This is a genomic window from Singulisphaera photorubra, from assembly GCF_045290345.1.
In the GTDB taxonomy this organism is placed as follows: domain Bacteria; phylum Planctomycetota; class Planctomycetia; order Isosphaerales; family Isosphaeraceae; genus Singulisphaera.
On the sequence record NZ_CP155447.1, the window covers coordinates 1,937,824 to 1,953,393 of the forward strand.

Annotated in this window: 9 protein-coding genes; 2 read left to right on the plus strand and 7 right to left on the minus strand. The window is 65.0% G+C overall.

The features are described 5' to 3' along the window. Nucleotides 1-108 precede the first annotated feature (108 nt). From xseB to V5E97_RS07565, 3 genes are read right to left on the minus strand one after another with little or no spacing between them, the layout of a single operon-like run. On the minus strand, nt 109-420 hold the full coding sequence (xseB, locus tag V5E97_RS07555; protein ID WP_406698709.1) for an exodeoxyribonuclease VII small subunit: 312 nt from the start codon (nt 418-420) through the stop codon (nt 109-111). Nucleotides 421-422: 2 nt separating this feature from the next. Continuing rightward, nucleotides 423-1,595: an exodeoxyribonuclease VII large subunit gene (gene xseA / locus V5E97_RS07560; RefSeq protein ID WP_406698710.1), complete on the minus strand. Its 1,173-nt coding sequence runs from the start codon at nt 1,593-1,595 to the stop codon at nt 423-425. 48 nt (nt 1,596-1,643) lie between these two features. Then, nucleotides 1,644-3,470, minus strand: coding sequence for a sigma-70 family RNA polymerase sigma factor (locus tag V5E97_RS07565; protein WP_406698711.1), 1,827 nt, complete (start codon nt 3,468-3,470; stop codon nt 1,644-1,646). A 286-nt stretch (nt 3,471-3,756) separates the two neighbouring features. Here V5E97_RS07565 and V5E97_RS07570 point away from each other — a divergent pair, with 286 nt between their 5' ends. Next, nucleotides 3,757-7,296 carry a carboxypeptidase regulatory-like domain-containing protein gene (locus tag V5E97_RS07570; protein WP_406698712.1) on the plus strand — a complete coding sequence of 1,180 codons (3,540 nt, stop codon included), beginning with the start codon at nt 3,757-3,759 and terminating at the stop codon, nt 7,294-7,296. A 62-nt stretch (nt 7,297-7,358) separates the two neighbouring features. Continuing rightward, nucleotides 7,359-10,592 carry a hypothetical protein gene (locus V5E97_RS07575; protein WP_406698713.1) on the plus strand — a complete coding sequence of 1,078 codons (3,234 nt, stop codon included), beginning with the start codon at nt 7,359-7,361 and terminating at the stop codon, nt 10,590-10,592. 287 nt (nt 10,593-10,879) lie between these two features. On the opposite strand, the gene V5E97_RS07580 is transcribed toward V5E97_RS07575, so the two are convergent. From V5E97_RS07580 to V5E97_RS07595, 4 genes are all read right to left on the minus strand, one after another. Next, nucleotides 10,880-12,529: an RNA polymerase sigma factor gene (locus V5E97_RS07580; protein ID WP_406698714.1), complete on the minus strand. Its 1,650-nt coding sequence runs from the start codon at nt 12,527-12,529 to the stop codon at nt 10,880-10,882. A 212-nt stretch (nt 12,530-12,741) separates the two neighbouring features. Beyond that, complete coding sequence (locus tag V5E97_RS07585; RefSeq protein WP_406698715.1) at nt 12,742-12,954, minus strand: DUF5989 family protein; 213 nt, start codon at nt 12,952-12,954, stop codon at nt 12,742-12,744. Nucleotides 12,955-12,999: 45 nt separating this feature from the next. Further along, nucleotides 13,000-13,416 (minus strand): SxtJ family membrane protein, encoded by a 417-nt coding sequence (locus tag V5E97_RS07590; protein ID WP_406698716.1) that lies wholly within the window; start codon nt 13,414-13,416, stop codon nt 13,000-13,002. 32 nt (nt 13,417-13,448) lie between these two features. Beyond that, nucleotides 13,449-15,218 carry a carbamoyltransferase family protein gene (locus tag V5E97_RS07595; RefSeq protein WP_406698717.1) on the minus strand — a complete coding sequence of 590 codons (1,770 nt, stop codon included), beginning with the start codon at nt 15,216-15,218 and terminating at the stop codon, nt 13,449-13,451. Nucleotides 15,219-15,570 lie beyond the last annotated feature (352 nt).

Sequence of the window (15,570 nt, forward strand, 5' to 3'; positions counted from 1 at the left end):
ATCCCACCACGGGGGCCACTAAGTCGGACAGTGCTCATTGTTGACAAACTTTTCGAGATTGTCCACATGGCTCCGTCAAAAACTTTGCAACGCAAAGTGAGGGGGTGGTTAGAAGGGAATCCCATCATTTAGCTTGGGGGTTTTGGGTGTTTTGGGGGCGGGAGAGTCGGCCCGGTCGCGGTCGGCGGTGGCGGTGGTGTCAAACGGGGTGGTGAGGGGTTGGCCGTTGGCGTCGACGCCCGAGAGCAAGGCGACGGTCCGATCGGCGCCATCGAGCAAGTTTTGGCAGCGGGCCACGAGGTGGATCCCACGTTCGTACTTGGCCAGGGCGTCGGCCAGGGCGGGCTCGCCGCCTTCGAGGTTGCCGACGATCCGCTCGAGCTCGTTCAGGGCGGCTTCGAATTCCAACTCGGGTTCCACGATCAGGATCTCCCTTCGACACGGCTGGTGAGGTGTTGGCCGGAGGCGAGCCGGGTCTCGATGAGGTCACCGACCTGGACGTCGTCAGCCGATCGCACCAGGCGGACGCCGTCGGCCTGGAAGGTCAGGCTATAGCCGCGGGCAAGGACGGCGAGGGGACTGAGGGCTTCGAGCGCGGTGGCGAGCCGGCCCAGCCGGTGCCGGCGTCCATCGAGGTCGCGGCGAACCGCGCGATCGAGCTCCTTGGTTGCGGCATCCACCCGGGAGCGGGCCTCTTGCAGTCGGATCCGGCCCGACGAGGCGATCCGTTCCGCCAGGAGGCTGAGCGTCCGGCGAATCTCGAGGGCATCGGGCACGCAGAGCTCGCCCGCCTCGCTGGGCGTCAGGGCGCGGCGGTCGGCGGCGAGGTCGGCGATGGTGAGGTCGACCTCGTGGCCGATGGCCGTCATGACCGGCAGGGCAGACCCGACGATCGCTCGCGCCACGATCTCTTCATTGAACGCCCAGAGATCCTCGAGGCTCCCGCCTCCTCGGGCGAGGATGACCAGATCGGCACCGGCGACCCGATTCGCCAGGGCGATCGCCTCGGCGACCTCTTCGGCCGCGCCGACGCCCTGCACGCGTGTCGGCGCGATCAGGATGTCGGAGGCCCGCCAGCGCCGGCTGATGACTTGCAGCAGGTCGCGGACCGCCGCGCCGCTCGGGCTGGTGACGACGACGATCCGTCGCGGAAAGCGGGGCAGGGGGCGCTTTCGCTCGGGATCGAACAGTCCTTCGGCCGCGAGCCGGGCCATCGTCTGGCGGAACGCCAGCTCGAGGGCCCCGATCCCCTCGGGCTCGATCTTGCGGATCGTGACCTGGTATTCGCCCCGGGGGGCGTAGACCGCCAGCTTGCCCCAGACCGTGACGGCCAGGCCGTCGACCAGGTCGAAGACGAGCTGCTGGGCTTCGGCCTTCCACAACACCGCACGCACCTGCGCTCCGTCGTCCTTGAGCACGAGGTAAATATGCCCCGACCTCGGCCGCGCGACGTTGGAGACCTCGGCCCGCACCGCGACCTCGGCGAATCGGCGCTCCAGGGTCGACTTGATCCTTCCCGTGAGCTCCGACACCGTTTCGAGCGGCGGCCCAGTCGGTTCATCGTCGCCGAGGTCAAACAGTGACAACCTGGTCATGAGGCGAAGCTTCCGGGACGGGCTCTCTGTCTGGCTCGCAATGTCGCCTCATTCTACCCGTCGCGTCTGATCTGAGCAATTTGGCCGAGAATCGTGGCGGACGCGAGTGGACTTACGGGCGGGATGGCTGGGGTCTACCTCGGGCTCGCTCGGTTCCTTGTCATCGGGCGCGTCCATGATGGCGCGGAGATCGACATCGGTCCATTTTCCGGTGGCGTCCTCGAAGGTGTATACGTGGCCGTCGTTCTTGAGGGAGGCGATTCCGGGCCCGACCGTTGCCATTGTCTCGGGCTCTTTCGGCATCTCGACCACATCCCATCGATTCATTTTGGGGCTGAATCCATAGATGTATCGGCCAATCATGTAGATCGCGATGTTAGGGCCGACTATCGGTGTGACCCTTCCGTCGTGGGGCTCGCGCAGTTTCTGCATGACCCAGGGTTGATCGAAGGCGCGAGATGCCGCTATCCCTGTGATCTTGGATCCATCCAACAAAAGGGCGGTCACGGCGGGACCTCCGATCGGAACGACCTCAAGCTTAAGGTCTTTCGCCGAAGACAGTTGAAATGACTGGGTTTTATGGGTCCTTGCGTTATGGATTTTGACTTTGCCTCCGACCGGAGCCACGACCAATACGGTATTGTCTTGAGCGTAATGCTGATATTGGCCTGCAGGACTGGTTTGGAAGCCTGGGATGGCTCTGAGCGGCATTTCGCGACCGCCCTTCCTCCTGGGGCTCGGGCTGGGTCTGGCCGCCTCGCGGTTCGGAGTGACTTCTGGCAGAGTCTCCTTGGCTGGCGGCGGCGACGTGGCCTCCTGTGGTGGCTTCAACTCGGCCTGAATCGCTTGCAACTGCTTTTGCAGTTCGGCACTCTTCTGGTTCGCCGCATCCAGCTCCGCCTGGAGTTTTCTCACGGCTCGGCTCAGGGCCGCCTGGCGATCGTCGTCGGCCGGCTTCACCGCGGGGGGCTGGTCGGTTGCGCCGGTCCCACCGAGTTGAGCGAACGCCCGCAGGCTTCCCATGGCGAGGACGCAGGCGAGAGTCGCCGCGCCGAAGGTTTTCCATTGTGAGAGAGTCATGGCGTAAAGTACCCCCTGTGCCAGGCCGACCGCTGTGGTCGAGGCCAAATTGGCCCCGACCGCCTGTCGCGCCGTGAAATTCAAAGACGCCCGCACCGTCGTTTCGAGCAAGGCCGTCGGCACCGCGAGTGCCGTGTCCGCGCCCCACTCTGCCGCGAGCAGGCCGGTGGGCACCACCACGCCGCGGCGGGTCAAACTCATTCGCAAACGTTCCCTCGCCCGGGAGAGCCGGGAGAGGATCGTTCCTTGAGGACAGCCGAGCCGTTGCGAAGCCGCCTCGGTGGTCAGTCCTTCGAGGTAACAGAGCACGATCGGCTCCCGATATCGCTCGGGCAGTCGAGCGATCTCCTCGTGGAGCTCCGGCCAGGATTCGCTCGGGCTTCCGTCGTCGTCCATGGGGGACTTGGCCATGGCCAGGAGCGCGGCCCGACGCTCCTTGATCCGGCGGCGGGCCGCGTCGGCCTTGGCCCTCAGCGCCACGCGGCGGGCGACGCCGTGAAGCCAGCCGGCCACCGAGTCTCGGTTGCGGATCGAATGGGCTTTGCTGGCCAGGACGAGGAAAGTGGCCTGAAACGCATCCTCGGCCTCGTGGCGATCGCTGAGCATTTGCCGACAGACGCGAAGGACCATCGGTCCGTGCCGGTCGGCCAGGATCGTGAAGGCGGCCTCGGCGGCTTCGTCCCGCCGGTTGACGACTCGATCGCCGAGCTGGCCGTCCGACAGCCCTCCGATCGCCCCCACGCTGTAAAGCGTTTGGAGGTGTTTCAAGACGAGGCCGTCGGTCGATTCGCCCATCGCTCGCTCTCCTTCGTGGATTGGCTGCTTCATGACATAGTGCCGGGAAGCAGGCGGGCTATTCCAACTTAATTCCAAACGCGTCCCCACCCTGAGTTCAGAAATCGAGGAACGCTCGTTCTCCGAGGTGACGGGCGAGTCCATCCCCAGGGTTCGGACCCCGATGTTCTCGAAAAGAGACTTGGCCTTATCGAGAAGTCAGCGTACCATCAATGGATGGAGCTGAGGCCGGGGCGAGGCCCCTGGCGCTGACACATCACCGCCGATCCCATGGAGGGCCTCGCGAATGTTCATCGTGCCTCTGGTCTGGGTCATGCTTGCGCAGGTTCCGATGACGCCGATGACGGGCACGGTCGTCGACCCGGAGGGCAAGCCGGTGGTTGGGGCCGACCTGATCCTCGTGGGTCTGCCGAGCTACGATCCCCCGGTCGTGGCGCGGGGGCAGTCGGGTGAGGGGGGGCGATTCACACTCGATCGGCCGACCGCCCTGGCAGGAGACCATCACCCGCAACGGGCACCCATCCTCTGGGCGGTCAAGTCGGGCTTCAGGGTCTCGGTGACTCGGTTCCCGGAAGCGCTGCCGAAGCCAGATGAGCCGGTCCGGATCGCCTTGGAGCCGCCGGCCAGAACGGAAGTTCGCGTTGTGGGGCCGGACGGTCGACCGTTGGCCGGCGCCCGGGTCCTTCCCGAGCGGCTCAAAACCCACTTCACGGTCCCCCCCGATGTCGTTGCCGAACTGATCGCGGCCACAACTGGCCCCGACGGCCTGGCGGTCATCAACGCCGTCTCTCCGGCCGAACTCGCCTATGTCGACGTTCATTCCCGTGAGTTCGGGATTCAGGGGCGGCCGATTACCCCCGAGCCCGGCAAGCCGACGGTCATCGCGATGCGGCCGGTCTCGACCTGGAAGGGGCGACTCTCGTCCGAAGACCTCAAAAATGCCCGAGGCTGGCGTGTCCGGGCCTGGTCCCGGGTCGGCGGCGATCCCACCGCGGCGCCCGAGACCACCGGCTATGTGGTGACGACGACCGACGACGAGGGCCGATTCACGCTCGCCCCGATCGCGCTGGGAAATCTTCAACTCAACTTGAAGCCTCCGGGCGACCTGGCCGTGGTGGCGGACCCTCCCCAGGCCTTGGCTGTGCGCGAAGGACAGGACGATTTGGTGGTGGACATCCCGCTCAAGAAGACGGCCACCGTCACCGGCCTGTTTCTGGAGCAGGGCACCGGCAAGCCCGTGCCGGGCGTCTCGGTCGTCTTGATTTACCTCGATCGGAACCGGAATGGGAGCCTGAACGCCAAGACCGACGAACGGGGGCGTTATACCTTTCAGAGCCTCCCCGGGCGGGTCCGGGTCGGTCATTTCACGTTTCCCCCGACGCACGTCCTGGCCCCCAGCCAGGGCTGGGAGGATTTTACCGTCCCCGATCCCCCCAAGGTGATCGAGCTGGCAACGCGGGAGCTACTTCCGGCGGCCCCGCCGCTCCGGGGCCAGGTCGTCGATGAGGCCGGTCAGGCCGTCCCAGACGCTTCGATTCAGGCCACGTGGATGCTCGCCGGAGCGAGCGGCTCCAGCAGCGGGGCGATCCAGACCAAGGCCGACGCCAAGGGGGGCTTCGTCCTCGAAGGCCTCGGCCCGGACTCGACCGTGACGATCAATGCCAGGCTCCGGGATCGGCAGACCAAGAGCCCGCTCAAGGTTCAAGCGGGCGAATTGAACCCGCTGACGGTCACGATCGTCCCGACGCCGGTGCTCGCGGTCGCCGGGCGCGTGGTCGGGCCGGGCGGAGCGCCGCTGGCCGAACTTCCCGTCAAGGTGCAGTTTCGGGTCGCGAGAGACAACTCCCTAGGCCACACCGAACAGGCCCGGTTCGAGGATAACCAAGAGATCAGGACCGGTCCCGATGGCACCTTCCGGACCCCGAAAGAGCTGGAGCGGAAAGCCACGGAATTTCGGGCCGAAGTAACGGCACCGGGATACTTTCCCGCCAGGACGGACTGGACCCCTTTGCCCGAGACGGACCTGCTCACACTCCCCGACCTCTCCCTCAAGCGGGTGCGGGGCGTTCGGGTGGTCACGGGACGCGTCATCGACCGCGCCGGCCAGCCGGTGCCGGGGGCGTTGGTCTCGCAGGCGGGCGACGGGCCCAAGTGGACGTCCGCCAAGGTCGACGCAGACGGCCGTTTCCGACTCTCCGGTGTCGCGAGCGGAGCGGCCCTCGTCTGTGCCGAAGCTCCCGAGTTCCGATTCGGGGGCGCGATCGTCGGAGGCGAGGCCGAACCGATTGAAATTCGCCTGGCCCGGCTGACCGAGCCACCGATTGCGCACCTCAAAACGCTCCCCTCTCCGCTCTCCAGGGCTGAAGAACGCGCACTGGCCCGGGAACTGCTCGGGCCAGTGCTGCCGCTGGCTTGGTCGGGCACACTCGGGATCGCCAACGCTTCGGTGATTCCGACCCTGGCGCGGGTCGCCCCCGGACAAGTCCTCGAGATGATCGAGAACCGTGTGGTCGTCGAGCCGACCAGGGCCTTGATCCAGGTGGCGCTCGGCCAGTTTGAGGATGACCCTGCCTTGGCGATCGCGACGGTGGAGGCCGACCTCGACCCTGGCACGAGGGCGATCGGCTGGCTCGCACTGGAGGACTTTCGCCCGCCGCCCGATCGAGTGCGCCGGGAGAACTTCCTCGAGCGTGCCCTCACGGACGCACGACAGACCGCGTCCGTCGGCCTGAAGGTCAATCTCCTCGGCCAGATCGCCGACCGCTGGCTCGACCGAGGCGCGATCGAACGGGCTCGGCCGATCTTGCTCGAGGGCCAGGAGGTTGTGGCTGCCTGGCCCAAAGAGAACTGGTTGTCCGAGTCCGAGGCGTTCGCCGAAGTTCTTGCCGCGATCGACCTCCCGGCCGCCGTCGCGCTGTTCAAGCGGCAAGGACGGACGAATGTCTCGCCCACGGATCCGGCGACGCTCAACCGGCACAACGGTCAGGCCGCGATCCGGCTTGCGAGGATCGACCCCGCTCAGGCCGAACGGCTGATCGCCCCTCCTTCCTTGTATTTTTACGACCGGCCTGGGGTTGTTCTGAAGGCGACCCGCGCGATGGCGAAGCTCGACCTGGCCAGAGCCCGGCGCGTGCTCGAGACCATCGATGACCAGCGCGATTCCGACATGACGGCCAATTCCTCGCTCGTCCCGTTCGGACTCGGATGGCTTGCCGACGGCCGATTTAGCACGAACCCGGTCGAGGCCCGACGGCTGCTGGACGAGGCGTTCGTCGGCCTCCGCCAACTCGCGGTCAAGCGGAACAGCGGCCAGGGAAGGGATACCACCGTCGCCACCCTGATGGCGGAGTTGCTCCCGGTCGTCGAGCGGCTCGACCCGGAACGGCTCACCGAACGGATCTGGCTGGTCGCGGCTTCGCGGGCCCCGTCGATTCTGGAGCCGAATACCCAGGAAGTCGAGGGCGAGTTGACCTTGCCGATGCTGGTCGCCCGCTACGATCGAGCGATCGCCGTTGTGTTCGCCACCCCTGTGCTCGAGCGTTTCCCGGACTTGCTCGTCGACTCGATCGAGAGATACCGATCCACCACGGCGACTCTTTTCAAAAGCCTGGCCGTCTACGACCCTCGAGCGATCGTCCCGATGCTTCAAGCCTTGCCCGATGCGGCTCGTAAGCCAGGGCACAAGGCCGACGCCTTCACGGCCGCCAGCCTTGAGGCTCAGCTTCGCCTGGCTGCCGCCCTGATCCTTGGCTTTCCCAGCGAGGCGAGGCCGAGGGAAGCCGGTCGGGTTGGAGATCAGATTCAACCGTTCCGCTGGGATGAATAAATCAGGGGCGGACACATGCGAGGTGATCCAGGTCGGACGGAATCGATAGGGAGAATCTTTCAATGAACGTTGAATCGTTGCCAAGCGTGGGCCGCCTGGTCTGGAGACGCCCCGCTCGCTCTTTATGGTTGGCGCTGCCGGGGTTGGTGGTGGTCCTGACGGGATTGGGGGCCATGCAGGGGACCCAGCAATTCCGGCCGGCCTCGATTTTCGAGGGGAAACGGATCCCCGATCCCCCAGCCCAGGGGCAGCCCTGGACGGCCCCCGCGACGACGCTGCCGACCTTTCTTGTCACTGCGACGGCCTTACTGTTTGAGCAAGGAGTGGCCGACCCACGAGGGTGCGACTACCGCTCTGTCGAAATCAGTAGCTATGCGACTGTGGAAGCGCATGGGTTTGTCTTGCCCGAACAGACCGATACTCCCGGCCGATTCGTTGTCTGCTGGGATGGTCAGGTCTATCCCGCCCTGACCGTCGGTGAGCCGGCCGACCTCGACCGCGACATCCGGGATCTGGCCGCCAGCCTGGAGCGAATGCGGCAAGCCCCGCCGCGGTACAGACGGGGGGGGTATTGGGGATTCCCCCAGGAAGGTCAGAATTCCTTTGGCGTGGCGGGCGTGATGAATCCGTCGCCGATCAAAATCTGCTTATTGCTTTGCTACGGTCGCGCCGACCTGGCCGAGACCCTCTTCGCCGCCGGGACGGCCTGGACGCCCAAGCCCCGGACGCGTGACCTGACGAATTACGGGATCAGCTATCTGACCCTGGCCACCGACTGGGCTAACGCGGCCTATGAGCGATTGATGGAGGTCCACATGAGGGGCGACGACGTGATCGCCCTCGACACGGCTCGAAGGTTGGCGAACTTTCGCGATCTGGCCTCAGCCCAGGCCGATGCCCTCGGATTTCCCTTCCCGGAGCGGCGGAATCGAGAAAAGAATGAGCCCAGCCGCCGCTTTTCCTTCCTCACCCAACTCGACGAGCTGCTCCGCGACCATGAGCGGAGAGCCAAGATGCCGGTTCGGGGGTCAATCCCCAAGAAGGGAGGCGACGCCTCGGCCCGAATCGCGGCCCTAATTCGTGACCTCGATCTGATTAACGATCGACAAATGATGTCGACTGCCTCGGCCTCTCCCGGCTCCTCGTCGCTGGTGGGCGACCTGGTGGGCGAGGGGGACCCGGCCGTCGCGCCTCTGCTTGCGGTGCTCGAGTCCGACAACCGGCTCACACGTTCGGTCAGCAACGGCCGAGGAAGTTTTCCGACCAACCAATTCGTGCATCCGGTTTCCGAAGCGGCGTTCGCTGCCCTGATCGGTATCCTCAAGACGCAAGCGTTCGCCGACCAGCGATTGTACGGCTGGAAGTCGCTTGACCTCGCCGCGCGGAAGGCCCTCGCGGGTTCGATCCGGCAGTTCTGGGAGAAGACGCGATCGATCTCGTTGCCCGAGCGCTGGTATCGGACCTTGGCCGACGACTCGGCCGGCCAGGCAGGCTGGCTGGAGGCCGCCGCTGGGATCGTGTCTTCGGACGTGGCAGAGGGCATGCCGGTCCCCAAGCCCGGCACCCGACCGCTGAAAGGGGAGCCGTTGCGGACCGGGCGAGACCCGAGCGTCACCGCTCTGATGCTTCGCCGTGCCGGGCAGCTCGAGCGGCTGGGTAATCCCCTGGCGTCCGAGGACCTGGGATTCAGGGCCGCCTGCCAGTTGGGAACGATTCTGGCCACCTGGGATGAGAAGGAGGCGCTCCCTCTTCTCAAGGATTTCAGCAAGAAGTGCCGCACGCGGTCCGACCGCTGGCGCAACCAACCGCAATCGCCAAACGCCGACCAGAATCTTGCGGCGACCTTGGCCCGATTCACGCAGATTCGCGTTCGACTTGGCGACGTCGAGGCCCTCGACGAGTATGCCGGCTGGCTCCGGACAACCACCCCGAGGATGCTGGAATACGGCATATTCGACGCGTTGCAGCCGCTGCTGGCCCAGCCCGATCACCCCGCTCTCGCCTCGGCGTCGCGCTGGCTGTTCAACGACCCGAGGTCCCCGTGGGTCCCACTCCATCCCGAAGCCCGAGGAGAGCCGTTTTCGCACTGGCAGAACCTCTTCGCATCGACGCTCATGGTCGTCGCCGGCTTTCGCGAGGGTGTTCTGGCCGGGCTGGCCGACAAGACCCCGCTCGGGAGCGTCGAGCGGGGCGAGAACGGGGAGATTCGTCTCAAATTTAATAAAAGTCCCTCGATAACGACCTTCAGTCGCTCCACCGGTTTCGACGTGGAGGGGGGTGTCGCCGGGGTGAAATACCCATTCCGGAATGGCGACTATCTCGCCTGGAAACTCTCGGGCCTCCAAGGCTGTCCCCGGTTCGACTTCTTCTGGTCTGAAGCCCGCCGCGACGAAGCCGTGGCTGCCTGCGCCACCTTTTTGAAGCGGTTCGGCCCCCTGCTCACGGCCGAGGACCCTTCCGGCGTGCGCAACTTCACCGGCGCAAAGGCTCACTTGAAATTTCCGACCCTCGGGAAGCCGGCAACGCTCGATGACGTGGCCTCAGCTCGGGCGATCTTCTCGCTCGAAGGGCAAGGGGAGACTCGGCTGGCGAATCTGCCGAGATTCCCGCAGCAGGCCCGCTGGGTCACCCTGAAGGACAGGCCGGTCGATCGGACCGACCTGAATGGCACGACCACCCGTGACTACGAGACCGACGGCTATGTCTGGCAGGCCGAGGAGGTTCGCAAGGGGGATGGGTGGGAACGCTTCTATGGCTTTGTGGGCCACCACATCATCGCCCGTGCCCCGGCTTCCGAGATCGAGTTCGGACGCCAGTACGAGCCCAACCTGAAAGGGGGCCTGGCCGCCTCCATGGCACAGGTCGAGCCGCGCACGATCGGGTACGAGCCGGGTCGACCGATCCTGGTGGGGCTGCAGCTTCAGAACCGGCACGGAGTCGCCCACTCGAGCCCGACCGAGTTCGTCCGCCCTGGCCCTGACGGCAAGCCCGCGTTGCGGAATGGGGTCAACCTCACGCTCTGGCATTTTCCGTCGCGAGGCTCGAGGACAGCCCTGGGCCAAGTCTCTCCCAACGAGATGGTCGAGCCGAAACGCGTCGCTCATTTCGACCCGGGCGAGGGGGCACGCTTGCTCGCTCCACTCGAAACCTTCGAGGCCATGCGGCTTGACCTCAACGATTGGTTCGACCTCACGAAGCCCGGACATTACCGCCTCAATGTGACCTTCGCTGCCGATTCCGGAGTCGGTGAGGGCGTGTCGAGTGAAGTCTATTTCCTGGTGGGGGACGACGAATAAAAAGCAACGACCCGTGACTGAGTAAGAATCTCGCGGGATTTCCGGCCCGGTCGAATGAGTAGCACGGCCGGCCCGGCCGTATCCCCCTTGGCCCAGGGCCATTCCTCAGACTCGCTCGCGCCGACCCCGAGGGAATTACGGCCGGGCCGGCCGTACGACTGCAAATTACGGCCGGGCCGGCCGTGCTACTGCAAACAACCCGTTGCGGAAACCGCAAGAATCATCGGTACTGGTCCCTGGGCCTGCGCACTGGGGGCAGAGGCTCCCAGCCATGGAGGTGGTGGATATCAATGGGCGGAGGGGCCTGGCTCGGAAGTCTCGGGGGAAGGGGACGAAGGCGAAGGTTGTGGAGTGGGGTCAGGTTGGGAGCGGCTCCGAGGGGGAGCCGTCGTCGCGTCTTCCTCTTTGTGGTTCTCAGGCGATTCTTTGAGAATGGCGTTGAAATTGAGGTCCTTCCATTTGCCAAGAGTCTGGTCGAACGAGTACATGTGGCCGTAGACCATGTAGGATTCGGCCTCGCCATGCAGCCCTGAAGAACTGTCGAAGCCTTTGGGCAGTTCCAGGATGTCCCAACGTTGAACTCCGGAACTGAAGGCATAGACATATCGGCCGAGGCGGTAAACTACCACGTTCTTACCGACAATCGGTGATGCGACTCCGTTGACGGGTTCGCGCAGGTCGCATGTGATCCAGCGACCGGTGAGGGAGCGGGCGGCGGCGATCCGGGTGATATTCGGACCCTTGAGGAGCAGGGCCGCGGAACCCAGACCGACCATCGGAGTGACCTCAATCGATGATTCTTTGGTGGCGGGTTCGATCGACCTGGATGTTGCGCCCTCCTCGGGCTTGGTGCCCTTGGTTTTTGCAGGGGTTGAACTGGCCAGGAGCGACTTCAGCTCGGCCTGGATCGCTTGCAACTGGTTTCCCAACTCGGTATTTCGTCGGGCCGCCTTGTCCAACTGGGCCTGGATCTTCTTGACGGATTGGCTCAGGGCCGCCTGGTGATCGTTGTCGGCCTGCTCCACCGCCGGGGGCTCGTCGGCCGCACCGATGCCGCCGAACTGAGCGAAGGCCCGCAGGCTTCCCATGGCGAGGACGCAGGCGAGAGTCGCCGCGCCGAAGGTTTTCCATTGCGAGAGAGTCATGGCGTAAAGTACCCCCCGTGCCAGCCCGACCGCTGTGGTCGAGGCCAGAGTTGTCCCGCCTGCTTGTCGCGCTGTGAAATCCAGAGACGCTCGTACCGTCGTCTCGAGCAAGGCCGTCGGCATCGCCAACGCCACGTCCACGCCCCACTCCGCCGCGAGCAAGCCGGTGGGCACCACCACGCCGCGGCGGATCAAACTCTTTCGCAAACGTTCCTTGGCCCGAGATAGCCGGGAAAGGACCGTTCCTTTGGGGCACCCCAGCCGTTGCGCGGCCGCCTCGGTGGTCAGCCCTTCGAGGTAGCAGAGCACGATCGGCTCGCGGTAGCGCTCGGGCAACTGAGCGATCTCCTCGTGGAGTTCCGGCCAGGATTCGCTCGGGCCTTGGCTGTCCTCAGGAGAATGGACGCTGGCCAGGATCGCGGCCCGGCGTTCCTTGTTCCGGCGTCGGCCGGCGTCGGCCTTGGCCCTCTGCGCCACGCGTCGGGCGACGCCGTGGAGCCAGCCGGCCATCGAGTCTCGGTTGCGAATCGCATGCACTTTGCTGGCCAGGACGAGGAAGGTGGCCTGAAACGCATCCTCAGCCTCATGGCGATCGCAGAGCATTTGCCGGCAGACGCGAAGGACCATCGGTCCGTGCCGCTCGGCCAGAATCGTGAAGGCGGCCTCGGTGGCGTCGTCTCGTCCGGGCAGGACGCGGTCCCCGAGCTGACCGTCCGACAATCCCCCGATCGCCCCGGCGCTGTAGAGCGTTTGGAGATGCTTCAGCACGATGCCGTCGGTTGATTCGCCCATCGGTCGATCCCCTCCCGTCCCCTCGCTTCTGCCAATACATAGTGCCGGGACGCAGGCGGGCGATTCCAACTTTTCTCCGAACGCGTCCCCGTTTTCTCAGGGCTCTCAATTTCGGGCGAGGCAAGCCAAAACCAGGTCGCTCGGCCGGCCCGGCCGTATTACCCTGAACTTGACGGAGACATCCGTCAGCGAACCATGAGATTTCTCTTGCCTCAATACATCGTATAGATGAACGGTGCCGCCGCGGTGGACGCAAGCGCCAGCAGGACGCCGAACATGCCGAGCACCAGCAGGATCGGCAGCAGCCACCACTTTTTGTTGGACTTCATGAAATCGAACAGCTCGGCCGCCAGGCTCGGTTGTGAGGAGTCGGCCATCGCGTCGAGGCTGTCGGTTTTCGGAGTTTCTTGTCGGCCGTTTGGCATCGTCTTTTCCTGATGAAAGGTCGACATGATTGATGTTGCGAGACTTTAAAATTGACGCAAGTATCGATCAAGGCTGCGATCAGGGGGAGTCGGCTCCCAGTAGGTTGTGGCGTCGCGGTCGAATCGCCTGGTCATGGCGTCGCGGCCGAGCAGGCGGAAGACGAGGGCCATCGGCGTGATGACTCCATAATAGACGATGGCCAGGGCGAGGTGCGAGACGCCCCAGCCGATCGGCCAGGTGGCCAAGCTCAGGCCAAGATAGACCGGCCTCAACGCGGTCGGCCGCCAGGCGCCGAGGAGTCGGCAGGTCAATGCGGCGATCCCGAAGCAAGCCGCGAGCGTGGGCCGGTCACGCAGGTAGGCCAGCGGGGCGGCGAGCATCCCCAGGAAGCACATCGTGAGCGTGGAGAACTGGGCTAACTTCGTCGAATCGGGCCGCCAATCGATCGGGGTCAGGGACATTCCGCGAGGTTCCTCGTTTTTGGTTTTCTACTTTAGTCGAGGGGAAACTGCGCCAGGTGGGCGACGACCTCCGCCTCGGTCAGCGGACGCTGGCCGGCCTTCCGGACCACGCAACGGCCCAGGGCCAGCAGGTCGATGTGAGTGGCCAGGAAGCCGCGGTAGGCGTCAGCCGGCGTGCAGACGACCGGTTCGCCGCGGACGTTGAAACTGGTGTTGATGAGTGCCGGACAGCCGGTTTGACTCTCGAAAGTGCGGAGGAGTTGGTGGAAGAGCGGGTTCCTCCCGGGATCGACCGTCTGGATTCGCGCCGACCGGTCGACGTGAGTGACGGCGGCGAGCTCGGCATCGGAGCGAACCGGGAAGGTCAGAAGCATGTAAGGGCTTTCATGCCCTTGTTGAATCTCGAATCGTTCGGCGGCCCGGTCGTGGAGCACGGCGGGGCCGAACGGGCGAAACGCCTCGCGGAACTTGACCTTGAGGTTCATGACCGCCTGCATCTCGGGATTGCGGGGGTCGCCCAGCAGGCTCCGATCACCCAGCGCTCGCGGGCCGAACTCCATCCGTCCCTGAAACCAGCCGGCGACTTGCCCGCCGGCCAGGGCTTCGGCGACTGCGGCGCAGAGGTCTTCGTCCGACTCGTACCGGGTGTATTCCGTCCCCTGCTGTTGGAGGAACCGCTCGATGGTGTCGTCGGAGAAGCCGGGGCCGAGCAACGACCCTTGTTGCGAGTCCGTCGGCTGAGGGTTCCTGGGGTGCCCGAGCAGTTGATGCTCGATGAACAGGGCGATCCCGAGAGCACCTCCCGCGTCGCCGGCCGCGGGCTGGATCCAGAGGTCGTCGAACGGCCCTTCGCGGAGGATCCGCCCGTTGGCGACGCAGTTCAAGGCCACGCCGCCGGCCAGGCAAAGATTCTTTGCGCCGGTCGTTTTGTGAACGTGTCGAACCATGCGGAGGAGAATCTCCTCGGTGACGGTCTGGAGCGACGCGGCCAGATCCATCTCGCGCTGGGTGACCGGCGCCTCAGGACGCCGGGGCGGTCCGCCGAAGAGCCGGTGGAACTTCGCCGAGGTCATCGTCAGCCCTTGGGCATAGTTGAAGTACGACATGCCCATGCGGAACGAGCCGTCGTCCTTCAGGTCGAGCAGGTGCTTGAAAAAGAGGTCCGCGTAGACGGGCCGGCCGTAGGGAGCCAGGCCCATGACCTTGTGTTCGCCGCTATTGACGCGGAACCCCAAGTAATAAGCCATGGCCGAATAGAGCAGGCCGAGCGAGTGGGGGAAGCGGAGCTGGTGCGTCAAGGCGATCCGGTGGCCCTGGCCCATGCCGAAGCTGGCGGTCGTCCACTCGCCGACGCCGTCGACGGTCAGGATCGCGGCCTCTTCGAACGGTGACGGAAAGTACGCGCTGGCCGCGTGTGACTCGTGGTGCTCGGCGAAGACAAAGCGACGGCGGTAGCCGTTGAGCCCGCGGGCCATCACCTTCGGGAGGAAGAGCTTGGTGCGGAGCCAGTCGGGGATCGCCTGGCGGAACGACCGAAACCCGCGCGGGGCATAGGCGAGGTACGTCTCGAGTAACCGCTCAAATTTCAGGAGCGGCTTGTCGTAGAATCCCACCCAGTCGAGGTCGGACGGAGTTAAACCCGCGGCGGCCAGGCAATAGTCGACAGCGCCGGTGGGGAAGCTGGCGTCATGCTTCTTGCGGCTGAACCGTTCCTCCTGCGCGGCGGCCACGATCCGGCCGTCCACCACCAAGGCGGCGGCCGAGTCGTGATAGAACGCGGAGAGTCCGAGGATCGCGGTCATGCGTCGGCTGTCACGACGAGAGTGATCGGTGTAAGTGTGCTCATGCTTCGCTTTGAAGGCTGTTCTGGTTGCGAGTGAGGTTGTGGTCGTGGTGGGCCGATTGGCAGAACAGCCGTCACCTGGCCAGGCTGCATGTCTTGATTGGGTTGCATTTCCTGGGGCCGACATCTCTTCTCAGGGCAGCAAAGCAAGGGACTCGATCCTCAATTCCTCAAATGGCCGTCCCTTACCTTAAGTTATACTGATCCCCGGTGTCAGGTGATACAATTGCGGGGCCGTTGCTGCCGTCTCATCGGGAACGGTGAGAGGTTGCGATGGGATTCTCGAGGTCTGTTGACGCAGGAGACGCCCT

Coding starts and splice junctions, on each gene's coding strand:
- V5E97_RS07575 (WP_406698713.1), top strand. CDS start 7,359: ATGAACGTTGAATCGTTGCCAAGCGTGGGCCGCCTGGTCTGGAGACGC.
- xseA (WP_406698710.1), bottom strand. CDS start 1,595: ATGACCAGGTTGTCACTGTTTGACCTCGGCGACGATGAACCGACTGGG.
- V5E97_RS07565 (WP_406698711.1), bottom strand. CDS start 3,470: ATGGGCGAATCGACCGACGGCCTCGTCTTGAAACACCTCCAAACGCTT.
- V5E97_RS07585 (WP_406698715.1), bottom strand. CDS start 12,954: ATGCCAAACGGCCGACAAGAAACTCCGAAAACCGACAGCCTCGACGCG.
- V5E97_RS07580 (WP_406698714.1), bottom strand. CDS start 12,529: ATGGGCGAATCAACCGACGGCATCGTGCTGAAGCATCTCCAAACGCTC.
- V5E97_RS07570 (WP_406698712.1), top strand. CDS start 3,757: ATGTTCATCGTGCCTCTGGTCTGGGTCATGCTTGCGCAGGTTCCGATG.
- V5E97_RS07590 (WP_406698716.1), bottom strand. CDS start 13,416: ATGTCCCTGACCCCGATCGATTGGCGGCCCGATTCGACGAAGTTAGCC.
- V5E97_RS07595 (WP_406698717.1), bottom strand. CDS start 15,218: ATGACCGCGATCCTCGGACTCTCCGCGTTCTATCACGACTCGGCCGCC.